The following is a 9,997-nucleotide window of genomic DNA, read 5'->3' on the forward strand; positions in this document are numbered from 1 at the left end:
GTCGGGCTACCCCCGACCGGCAATCTCACATCAACGAGTACAAGTAAAAAAGGATTAACATGCACAATGTCGACAAGGTAATACTGAGACACTGAGACTTGGTGTTGGGCTGATGAAGCTCTAGCCTAGCGAGGCCCGGCCCAACCTACAAGGCTACACCCCGATCGGCAATCTCAATAGCCAATTGCACAAATCAAAAATGAAACCGATATCACCTCAAATCAACAATACGGCATACGACAAACGCCGCTGGGCTCCAGCCTGCGCTGGAGCAACGAAAATACAATGGACGTAATAAACAGAAAACAGTTCCCCTCAAATCTTGATCCTCATCGAATCCCCGCTCAAGAAAAACAGCGATATCCCATCCACATTCTGATGAACACGCACCACCGACTGTTCCAGGCTGGCGGCATACAACTTGGAACCATCGGGCCGGAAGATGCCAAACCACATGCGCTGCGTGCTGGTACGGGAATTGGCGGCCAGCAGCAGGTAATCACGCCCGCCTATCTGCACCTGGGTTGCCTGCAATTCACCCATGTAAAAAGCAGAAGGAATGCGCTCTAGCATGATACGCATGCCGTCATGGTGCACTTGTACCAGCAGACCATTGTCAGTACCGGAGCGGACGAAATTGAATTCAAAAGAACCAAGCCGGGTCGGCGTGTTGCGCCTGACGTGGACATGGTCTTCAAAGTCGGCGAAATAATTATTGCGGTCTGTGCGCTGCTGGATGGCGCTTTGCTTGCTGATTTCGGTTTGCACGTGTTTCTCCTTAAATTCAGGATAAGCCCAGGCTTCATCCCTGACTGCATCACTATCCTGCCCTGCCCCGGCTATTCCTCTGTCCGTAACGGGCACGAACGTGGCATGGGTGCTCAGGCAGGCACATAAACTGGTACTGGCAAGCAGGGCCGCCGCGATCATCCTGATCAGGCTGCGCAGCTGGTTTGCCGGTTTCATTGCACTACGGGCCGTATCACCAGACGCCTGCCCGAACCTGAGGTATCAACCATCGATATGCCATCGGCATGTTCGGTAAATTGCCAGGTGCCATGCGGCAGGCCTATGCGATAGACGGGGCTGCCATCCGGGCCGAATATGGCCAGCCACATGGGCCTGTGTAAAAATCCATTCGCAACAGTCAATACATAGGACTGATTGCCTACTTTCAGCTTGGCGACTTCGAGACGGCGATAGCTTTGCATCCCTGTAAACGCCGGTTCTATCGCTTCGCTGACAAGAAATTGCCCATTCCTGCTGATTTGTACTTCGTCACTGATTGCCATACTCATGCCGCTGGCTGAATTGCCTTGCTGGCTGATGACATTGCGGCGTTCCGGTTTGCGGTACTGGATGACAAATTCCTGCAAGCGCACAGGCGTACTGCCATCGACCTGTACATGGCGGCTGAACTGCGCCAGATGCTGGTCCGCGTCCGGGAAAGCCCACAAGAACTGCTGGCGCAATGTGTACACTTCAACCTGGTTGCTACGGTATTCCCCCAGCACCGTTTCGCTGCTGTTGGCCTGGGTCGGTTGCACCGGCAGGCTGCCACTGCATGCAGTCAGGCTCAGCAACAAAGTCGTGGCCGCGCCATACTTGCAGAATGAATCCAACTGGCCTGGCAAGGTGAGCATGTTTAATCAGCAGCAAATAGCACAAAGTCATGAATAAGCTGAAGTATCGCGATTGCCCCTGCTTGCGACAACGATATTTGAAAAAGTACTGAAATACAGCACTTCAGGTGTCAAGACCTGCTATCTGGCAAGATAAACAGAGAACGGAAAACATTAACTGACGATCAATCGACACCCGTCACTGCCGGTCTTTCAATAAATTCAGTACATCTTTAATAACAAACAGATCAAAACTCCTGCGCTGACCTGTGCTGCGGCGTGGTAAGCTTCGTCCCGGTCAAAATTTCCTGCTTTCTTCATTTTTTTGCGATTTATGGACTTCGATTTATGGACTTAGTACTCGCCGTCAAAATCATCATCATGGGTATCGTCGAAGGCTTGACGGAATTCTTGCCCATTTCGTCTACCGGTCACCTGATCCTGACAGGCAGCCTGTTGAATTTCACCGGCGAAAAGCAGAAAGTATTTGAAATCGTGATACAGGCCGGCGCCATCTTTGCCGTCTGCTGGGAATACCGAGCCAAGATTGCCAGCGTCGTTACTGGCCTGACCAGTGACGCCAGGGCACGCAAGTTTGCCATCAACCTGTTTGTCGCCTTCTTGCCTGCTGCCGTACTGGGCCTCTTGTTTTCCAAAAAGATCAAGGCGGTACTGTTCGCCCCCGTGCCCGTGGCCCTGGCATTCATCATCGGCGGTATCATCATCCTGTTTGTGGAACGCAAACAGGCTGGCGCTGACACCCACGACAGCAGCCATGCACGCATACAGTCTGTTGACGACATGACTTTGCTCGACGCCCTGAAGATAGGCCTGGCCCAGTCGCTGGCCCTGATACCCGGCACCAGCCGCTCGGGCGCGACCATCATAGGCGGCATGCTGTTTGGCCTGTCACGCAAGGCGGCGACTGAATTTTCTTTCTTCCTGGCTATTCCCACTTTGTTCGGCGCCACCGTATATTCGCTCTACAAGGCGCGTGAAGACCTGTCCATGGCAGATTTACCCATGTTCAGCCTGGGTACGGTGGCAGCCTTTATCTCTGCCTTCTTTTGCGTACGCTGGCTGTTGCGTTATATCAGCTCGCACAATTTCAATGTGTTTGCCTGGTACCGTATTGCCTTTGGTATCATGATCCTGATCACGGCCTACACAGGTGTGATTACCTGGGCTGATTAATCTGGATAATGTTGGCGATTTTTGGTGATACACGAAGTGGCAGAAACAAGTAATACAGTCGATCAGGCTCTGCATTTATTGCAGACCATTTTCGGCTACCCCGCATTTCGCTCACAACAGGGCCAGATCGTTGAGCATGTGGTCAACGGCGGCGATGCCCTGGTGCTGATGCCCACAGGTGGCGGCAAGTCGCTCTGTTACCAGATACCAGCCCTGCTGCGCCACGGTGTCGGCATCGTCGTGTCCCCCCTGATTGCGCTAATGCAGGATCAGGTTGATGCCCTGGCCGAAGTAGGTGTGCGTGCAGCCTTTTTGAATTCCACCCAAAGTTTTGATGAAATCCTGGCGGTGGAAAAAAAGATGCGTGAAGGTGACCTGGACCTGGTCTATATCGCGCCTGAACGCCTCTTGACCCAGCGCTGCCTGGAACTGCTGCAAGTCACCAATATCGCCCTGTTTGCGATTGATGAAGCCCATTGCGTATCGCAATGGGGCCATGATTTCCGCCCTGAATACATCAAGCTGTCGGCATTACATGAGCGCTTTCCCCATGTGCCGCGCATTGCCCTGACAGCCACGGCTGACCAGCAAACCCGCGATGAAATCATCCACAGGCTGCAACTGGAAAACGCCATGCAGTTCGTGTCGTCTTTCGACCGGCCCAACATCCGCTATCAGATTGTTGAAAAAGCCAATGGCCGCAAGCAGTTGCTCGACTTTATCAACGCCCAGCACAGTGGTGATGCCGGCATCGTGTATTGCCTGTCACGCAAAAAAGTCGAAGAGACAGCAGAGTTTTTAAACGAAAACGGCATCACTGCCCTGCCCTATCATGCGGGCATGGAACTGGCGGACCGCAGCCACAATCAGGCGCGCTTTTTGCGCGAAGACGGTATCGTCATGTGCGCCACCATCGCCTTTGGCATGGGCATAGACAAACCGGACGTACGCTTTGTCGCCCATCTTGACTTGCCCAAAAGCATAGAAGGCTATTACCAGGAAACCGGTCGCGCCGGCCGCGACGGCGCCAGCGCCAATGCCTGGATGGCCTATGGCTTGCAGGACGTGGTGCAACAACGCCGCATGATCGATGAGTCTGACGCCAACGAGGCCTACAAGCGCGTGCAAAGCGTCAAGCTCGAAGCCATGCTGGCCCTGTGCGAAACCCTGAATTGCCGCCGCACCCACATACTGGAATACTTCGGCCAGGCCGCCCAGCCCTGCGGCAATTGCGACACCTGCATCAGCCCGCCCAGTTCTTTTGATGGCAGCGTGGCCGCACAAAAAATACTGTCCACCATCTACCGTGTTGACCAGCGCTTTGCCGCCGGCCACGTCATCGATATCCTGCGCGGTATCGATACAGAACGGGTGCAGCAATGGCGGCACGACAAACTGTCGACCTTTGGCATAGGCTCGGACAAGAGCGAAGCCGAATGGCGCGCCCTGCTGCGTCAGTTAATCGCCCTGGGCCTGGTCGCCGTTGACTATGAAAACTACAGCTCACTCAAGCTGACCGAAGACTCACGCGCTGTGCTGCGCGGTGAAGCCAAGGTGCAACTGCGTCAGTACAAGAAGGCTGAAAAAGCCGTCAAGCACAAACGCCAGTCCGCCAAAGACTTTGCCGAAACCGACCTCGATAGCACAGCGCAGACTGTCTTCGACAAACTGCGCTGGTGGCGTGTTGAAACCGCCCGCACCCACAATGTGCCCGCCTACGTCATCTTCCCCGATGCCACCCTGCGCGAAATCGCCCGCCAGCAACCGTCCACACTGCCCGCCCTGCGGGCGATATCCGGTGTCGGTGACAAGAAGCTGGAAAGTTATGGCAGGGAGATTATTGAGTTGATTGAAAGCTTGCAGGCTTAAACTGCTCGTTCGTCATTAGAGCATGTTGGGGCAGTCGCTGAAATCCAGCTTCCATTTGCCGGCCCGGCACAAATCACTTACCTGCAAACTTCAGGTTCTCTATCCCCTTCAGGCTGGCGGCAAACAACTCCTGGGGGGCGTCAACCGGGGTAATAGCCTGTATCAGTATTTTCCGGTCAGCGTCAATAACGCAATAGGTCGTCCTTGTGACCAATTCATTATTCCAGCTGTCCGTTGCGTATTTGCCCGCGTGTGTCATGGAAAAAGACATGGCTGTCCTGCCATCTATCTGTAATGCCCTGGGGTGGCTCAGTTCACGGACATTTTCCTTCGGATCCGGCATTTCCAGCATGATCAGACCAAGGCAATTCAACGCAGTTTCGTTCGCATTGTTTCGTGCAAGGCTGTCACTTTTATCGATACGCATGAAAATATCGACCTGAGTTTTTGCAGCCTGGCCACTATCTTTCAATGTGATACGGTAACGGAAATGCCCTTCCCCGCCTGTCCTCTGCTTTTGCTCTTCCATGACACCAGGCAAAGTGAGGTGCATGCCTTCCTGCTGAAAGTCAGCTGCCAAAGCTGGACACCATGCAGAGATATTCAACATCACTGTGGTGACTATTAGACTGCAAAAGTAGAAAACAGAGTTCCTTCCGCTTGTGTGACGCCCATGACTGCATTGCAAATGCTCGCGAGAACTCGCTATCGCTGTGCTTTGCATCTTGTGCTGACCACCGGGCAAGCGTATTTCGCTCATTTTTTTGCTGTTACAGTCCACTTGTATTTTTTTCATGATTATTCATTGGTGATAGAAAAGACAGACTACCATACTGACCGCATGCCATCGTATTACAGACCGTCTATTTGACCGCTGCCAATACAGCAATTACCTGCTGGCAAAGCTGCACGGGCAGAATTGATCTGGTTCCGTGACATAGTCTCTTTCGGGACAAGGTATCTGCTTTTGCTCAGACATGCATTTCAGCATCCATATAGCTTTGCAGCAATTGAATCGCCGTCTCTGCCGCATAGCCAACCGGCATTGCTTCCGGCGCGGCGCTGGCGAGCTGGAAAGAGCCTTCCATATACGCCAGCAAACCCGCTGCCAGTTGCGCGACCCCGCGTAGTTGCCTGCCCTTGGCTTGCAGGCAGGCGGTCAGCAATTCTTCCACCAGCCGCAATTCTGCCTCGACTGCCTGTTGATAGACCGCGCGCACCTCGGGCTGGCGCACGGCTTCTGCACCTATCACTACCCAGGCGGCGACGGCCTTGGGATCACTGCCCTGCCCTTTGGCGAGGCGGGCATTGATATAGGCATGTAGCTTCTGCTCCGGCGTCACGGCGTTTTCAGCGAACGCCAGGTAACGCTGGCGTGACAGGGTTGCCAGTGTCTTGACCAGTTCCAGCAGCATGTCTGCCTTGGTCTTGAAGTGGTAATGCAACAAACCCGGCGCCAGGCCAGCCTGTTGAGCGATCAGTTGTATGGTAGCTTTTTCATAACCATGCTCGGCCATGGTGGCCAGCAGGGCCTGGACGATTTCTGCACGGCGCTGTTCGGTATTGGGTCGTCTGGACATGATGTTTTAATTATTTTGGTTGAATAACCAAATTGTACTTGTATTTTGACTCCGGATTGATTAATCTCACAATATTGGTCAATCAACCAAATAACTAAAGTACCCATCATGACAAATCCAATCGCCCTGCAGCCCCGAACAGCGGCAGACAAAGCCCCATCTGCTACGACCGACCACAGCCGCACCAGGGCCATTGCGGTGCTGGTGTTTCTGACCCTGCTCAATATCCTGAATTTTGCCGATCGTTTTCTGATGCAGGGTTTTGCCATCGACATGATCAGGGACCTGCGCTTGAGCAATCTTGAATTCACCCTGCTGACCGGTTTTGTCTTCACCACTTTTTACACGGTGGTTGGCCTGTTCATGGGCGCGCTGGCAGACCGGGTGCACAGACCGCGCCTGATTGCCGCCGGTATCTTTTGCTGGAGTGCACTGACTGCCGCCACCGGCTTTGCCGGCAGTTTTGCCCAGCTGGCGCTGGTGCGCATGTTCACCGGCGTTGGTGAGGCAACGCTAACACCGGCAGCCCTGGGCATACTGGGTGAACGTTTCAAGTCGCAACAACGGGCTTTTGCGGCGGGCTTTTACTACCTGGGCGCACCGATAGGCATAGGCGCAGCCTTCCTCATCGCCGGTACCCTGGGTGCTGTCATCGGCTGGCGCAACTGCTTTTTTACCCTGGGTGCGCTGGGTGTGGTGCTGACGGTTTTTCTGTTCATGCTGCGCGAACCACGCAGTGAGACTGCGGCAAACAAGATGACAAGTCGCCCGCTGATGACAGTGTTTGCAGAAATCTGGCAAGCCCTGCGTGCTTCACAGGCGCTGTGCCTGCTCATCACCGGCGGAGTGCTGGTGATCTTTGCCCAGGGTGCGTTTGTGCTTGACCAGTTATGGCTGGTGCAGGAACGCGGATTTGACCGCCAGCATGCGCAAAAACTCGCAGGCATGATGTTCATCGCCGGTGGCGTGCTTGGCTCTGTCATCGGCGGCTATGCTGCTGACCGGATGCAGGCGCGCCGGGCCGGTGGCCGTCTGTGGTTCCTGGCATTGATCTATCTGCTGGGCGTGCCACTGGCTTATATCTACCGACAACTTGATCCTGCGGGCATGGCTTTTCATGTCTGCATGTTCATCGGCAGCATGATGATCACTATAGGCTATGGCCCCCTGTTCGCCTGTCTGCAAGAGCTGGTGCCGGAACAATTGCGCTCCACCATGACGGCTTTCATGATCCTCTGCATGACACTCTTTGGCACATCTGCCGGTAATCTGCTGACAGGCTGGCTGGCCGATGTATTCAGGGCGGCAGCCTGGCAGGAACCTATCACGACGGCGGTAATGGTCGGCATGACGCCCTGGCTGCTGGCGATCCCCTGTTTTGTCGTTGCAGCACGCAAAATGGAAAAGCCGTGAGCGGCCTGACCAACCGGCAGGCATAGCGCGCAACTGTTTATTCCGGGTCGGTTTGGCGCTACACTGCTGTCCTGTTCCCATATCCACGCCTAATACTATGTCCCGCACCGAACGCCTGCTGCAACTGATGCAAATCCTGCGCAGGCATCGCTACCCTGTCAGTGGCGCAGACCTGTCACGCGAACTCGGCATCAGCCTGCGCAGCCTGTACCGCGATATCGCCACCCTGCAAAACCAGGGGGCCAGGATTGCTGGTGAAGCCGGGGTCGGCTATGTGCTGCAACCAGGCTTTACCCTGCCGCCGCTGATGTTCACCGAAGAAGAGATTGCCGCCATCACCCTGGGTTCGCGCTGGGTGGCCAAGCAGGCTGACCACAAACTGGCCCTGGCGGCGCGTGACGCCCTGGCAAAAATTGCCGCCGTGCTGCCGGCAGAAGCCAGGCTGGAACTGGAAACCAGCGGCCTGCTGGTCGGCCCCAGCGGTCAGAGTGTCGCCAATGATGAGCAGTTGCGCCAGGTACGCCAAGCCATACGCAAACAGCACAAGCTGCTGCTTGACTACCAGGATGAAACTGGCGCCAGCAGCCAGCGCACCGTCTGGCCCTGCGCCCTGGCATTCTTTGACAACCTGCGCATCATCGTCGCCTGGTGCGAACTGCGGCAGGACTTCCGCCATTTCCGCACTGACCGCATCAAGAACCTGCAAGTGGCTGATGCTACCTATCCGCGCTCCAGCCAGGCATTGTTGAAAGAATGGCGTGAGCAGCAGGGCATCAAGCCTGAACGCTGATGACACAACTACCCCTCATTCAGCACTATAATGGCCTCATATCCAATACCAGCACGCCCATGCTCTGACAAGATGAAAGCCAAGACGGACACCACAACCGACACACCCAAGTCCGCCAGCAAAGAACAGCGCCGCCTGCAAATGGCCGACATCGCACGGCTTGCTGGCGTATCCACGTCAACGGTATCACGCGCACTGAGCGGCAGCACCCTGGTCAATGATGAAACCCGCCAGCGCATCGCTGAACTGGCCCGCTCGCTCAAGTACTCCATCAATATCGATGCCCGCAATTTGCGGCTCAAGCAAACCCGCACTGTCGCCGTGGTCGTGCCGTATGACAGTGAAACCCGCCAGCATTTATCTGACCCCTTCTTCCTTGGCATACTGGGCAGCCTGGCCGACGCCCTGACTGACCGTGGTTTTGACATGCTGCTGTCTCGCATCGATGCCGAGCATCTCGACAATGCTGCACAGATTTTTGATACGGGCCGGGTACTTGGCGTGATACTGATCGGTCAATGGCGTCATCACGACCAGTTGAACCAGCTGGCCGCCCGCCATGTGCCTATCGTCGTCTGGGGTGCGCAACTGCCGCAGCAACTGTATGTCACCGTCGGCAGTGACAATGTCAGCGGCGGACAAAAAGCCACCGAACACCTGCTGCAAGCCGGCCGCAAGCGCATCGCCTTTTTTGGTGACACCCAGTTGCCGGAAGTCGCCCAGCGTTACGAAGGCTATTGCAAGGCGCTGGCGCAACACCATATCGCGCTGGACCCGGCCCTGGTCGTGCCGGCATCCTTCGTCGAAGAAGGCGGCAAACTGGCCGTGGCCGAACTATGCCGCCGCAACATCCCCTTCGACGCCCTGTTCGCCTGCAGCGACCTGCTCGCCATGACCAGCATCAACAGCCTGCGCGACAACAATTATCGCGTACCTGAAGACATCGCCGTGGTCGGTTACGACGACATAGAGCTGGCCCGCTACTTCCATCCACCCCTGACCACCATCCGCCAACCCATGGCCCAGGCTGGCCTCGCCCTGGTCGACGCCCTGCTGACCCTGATAGAAGAGGGCAACACCGGCGCACATTTGCTGCCCACAGAATTGATCGTCAGAGCCAGCAGCGTTTAGTTCACACGATCAACAGCACACGAAGAAACACAAACCGCAGTTGTAACGGAGTTGCTTTGCTTTGCTTTGCTTTGCAGCTGATTTTGAAGTTGTTGTTGTCTTTTTGCCGTTCCGATGTGTCGATGCCTTTGCTGCAAGGCAGAAAATGGAAAAAGAAGGGCCGATGTTTGAGGTGTAGCAGGGGTTTTGGCCGGCCCGTGTAGGGAGCATGCTGCCCGCCTGCGTAACAGCATGCGCTTGCAAGCGCATGTTCCTAAAGCGAAGCCGAAGGCGAGTTTTCGAGCCTTCCCATTTTTTGACTTGCAGCAAAGGGAACCCCCTTTAGGGGGCAAGACGCCTCGGTCGCCTTCTTTTGCGTTCTTTTCTTGGCGAGACAAGAAAAGAATGTAGCTGTCGGG

The 9,997-nt window shown here is 55.3% G+C and carries 10 protein-coding genes; 5 read left to right on the plus strand and 5 right to left on the minus strand.

Translation table 11 applies throughout. The features are described 5' to 3' along the window. Nucleotides 1-315: 315 nt before the first annotated feature. Nucleotides 316-966, minus strand: a complete 651-nt coding sequence (locus LZ463_RS18595) for a hypothetical protein (protein ID WP_241457311.1) — start codon at nt 964-966, stop codon at nt 316-318. Continuing rightward, the gene (locus tag LZ463_RS18600; RefSeq protein ID WP_241457312.1) at nt 963-1,643 is read right to left on the minus strand and encodes a hypothetical protein; all 681 of its coding nucleotides are present in this window, start codon (nt 1,641-1,643) and stop codon (nt 963-965) included. The genes LZ463_RS18595 and LZ463_RS18600 overlap by 4 nt, the downstream gene beginning before the upstream one ends. Nucleotides 1,644-1,970: 327 nt before the next feature. On the opposite strand from LZ463_RS18600, the gene LZ463_RS18605 reads away from it, so the two are divergent. Together LZ463_RS18605 and recQ are read left to right on the plus strand one after the other, a co-directional pair. After that, nucleotides 1,971-2,816, plus strand: a complete 846-nt coding sequence (locus LZ463_RS18605; RefSeq protein ID WP_241457313.1) for an undecaprenyl-diphosphate phosphatase — start codon at nt 1,971-1,973, stop codon at nt 2,814-2,816. Nucleotides 2,817-2,840: 24 nt separating this feature from the next. Beyond that, the gene (gene recQ, locus LZ463_RS18610; RefSeq protein ID WP_241457314.1) at nt 2,841-4,685 is read left to right on the plus strand and encodes a DNA helicase RecQ; all 1,845 of its coding nucleotides are present in this window, start codon (nt 2,841-2,843) and stop codon (nt 4,683-4,685) included. Between the two features lie 73 nt (nt 4,686-4,758). Here the strand turns inward: recQ and LZ463_RS18615 are convergent, their stop codons facing one another. Both LZ463_RS18615 and LZ463_RS18620 read right to left on the minus strand, forming a co-directional pair. Beyond that, on the minus strand, nt 4,759-5,238 hold the full coding sequence (locus LZ463_RS18615; protein ID WP_241457315.1) for a hypothetical protein: 480 nt from the start codon (nt 5,236-5,238) through the stop codon (nt 4,759-4,761). A 418-nt stretch (nt 5,239-5,656) separates the two neighbouring features. Further along, the gene (locus tag LZ463_RS18620; protein ID WP_241457316.1) at nt 5,657-6,265 is read right to left on the minus strand and encodes a TetR/AcrR family transcriptional regulator; all 609 of its coding nucleotides are present in this window, start codon (nt 6,263-6,265) and stop codon (nt 5,657-5,659) included. A 108-nt stretch (nt 6,266-6,373) separates the two neighbouring features. Here LZ463_RS18620 and LZ463_RS18625 point away from each other — a divergent pair, with 108 nt between their 5' ends. The 3 genes from LZ463_RS18625 (at nt 6,374) to LZ463_RS18635 (ending at nt 9,599) form a co-directional block, all read left to right on the plus strand. Beyond that, on the plus strand, nt 6,374-7,678 hold the full coding sequence (locus tag LZ463_RS18625) for a spinster family MFS transporter (protein ID WP_241457317.1): 1,305 nt from the start codon (nt 6,374-6,376) through the stop codon (nt 7,676-7,678). Between the two features lie 97 nt (nt 7,679-7,775). Further along, a complete protein-coding gene (locus LZ463_RS18630; protein WP_241457318.1) occupies nt 7,776-8,468 on the plus strand; it encodes a helix-turn-helix transcriptional regulator in 693 nt (230 codons plus the stop codon). A gap of 72 nt (nt 8,469-8,540) precedes the next feature. Then, nucleotides 8,541-9,599 carry a LacI family DNA-binding transcriptional regulator gene (locus LZ463_RS18635; RefSeq protein WP_241457319.1) on the plus strand — a complete coding sequence of 353 codons (1,059 nt, stop codon included), beginning with the start codon at nt 8,541-8,543 and terminating at the stop codon, nt 9,597-9,599. Here the strand turns inward: LZ463_RS18635 and LZ463_RS18640 are convergent. Beyond that, nucleotides 9,596-9,997, minus strand: a 402-nt coding sequence (locus LZ463_RS18640; protein ID WP_241457320.1) for a hypothetical protein, incomplete at its 5' end; no start/stop codon positions are given. The two genes, LZ463_RS18635 and LZ463_RS18640, sit on opposite strands and share 4 nt — an antisense overlap.

Source organism: Undibacterium paludis, from assembly GCF_022568815.1.
Taxonomy (GTDB): Bacteria; Pseudomonadota; Gammaproteobacteria; order Burkholderiales; family Burkholderiaceae_D; genus Undibacterium.

What these genes read in the sequence shown, in the direction of transcription:
- LZ463_RS18635 (WP_241457319.1), top strand. Translation starts at nt 8,541, where the DNA reads ATGAAAGCCAAGACGGACACCACAACCGACACACCCAAGTCCGCCAGC.
- LZ463_RS18605 (WP_241457313.1), top strand. Translation starts at nt 1,971, where the DNA reads ATGGACTTAGTACTCGCCGTCAAAATCATCATCATGGGTATCGTCGAA.
- LZ463_RS18595 (WP_241457311.1), bottom strand. Translation starts at nt 966, where the DNA reads ATGAAACCGGCAAACCAGCTGCGCAGCCTGATCAGGATGATCGCGGCG.
- LZ463_RS18620 (WP_241457316.1), bottom strand. Translation starts at nt 6,265, where the DNA reads ATGTCCAGACGACCCAATACCGAACAGCGCCGTGCAGAAATCGTCCAG.
- LZ463_RS18615 (WP_241457315.1), bottom strand. Translation starts at nt 5,238, where the DNA reads ATGCACCTCACTTTGCCTGGTGTCATGGAAGAGCAAAAGCAGAGGACA.
- LZ463_RS18625 (WP_241457317.1), top strand. Translation starts at nt 6,374, where the DNA reads ATGACAAATCCAATCGCCCTGCAGCCCCGAACAGCGGCAGACAAAGCC.
- LZ463_RS18630 (WP_241457318.1), top strand. Translation starts at nt 7,776, where the DNA reads ATGTCCCGCACCGAACGCCTGCTGCAACTGATGCAAATCCTGCGCAGG.
- LZ463_RS18600 (WP_241457312.1), bottom strand. Translation starts at nt 1,643, where the DNA reads ATGCTCACCTTGCCAGGCCAGTTGGATTCATTCTGCAAGTATGGCGCG.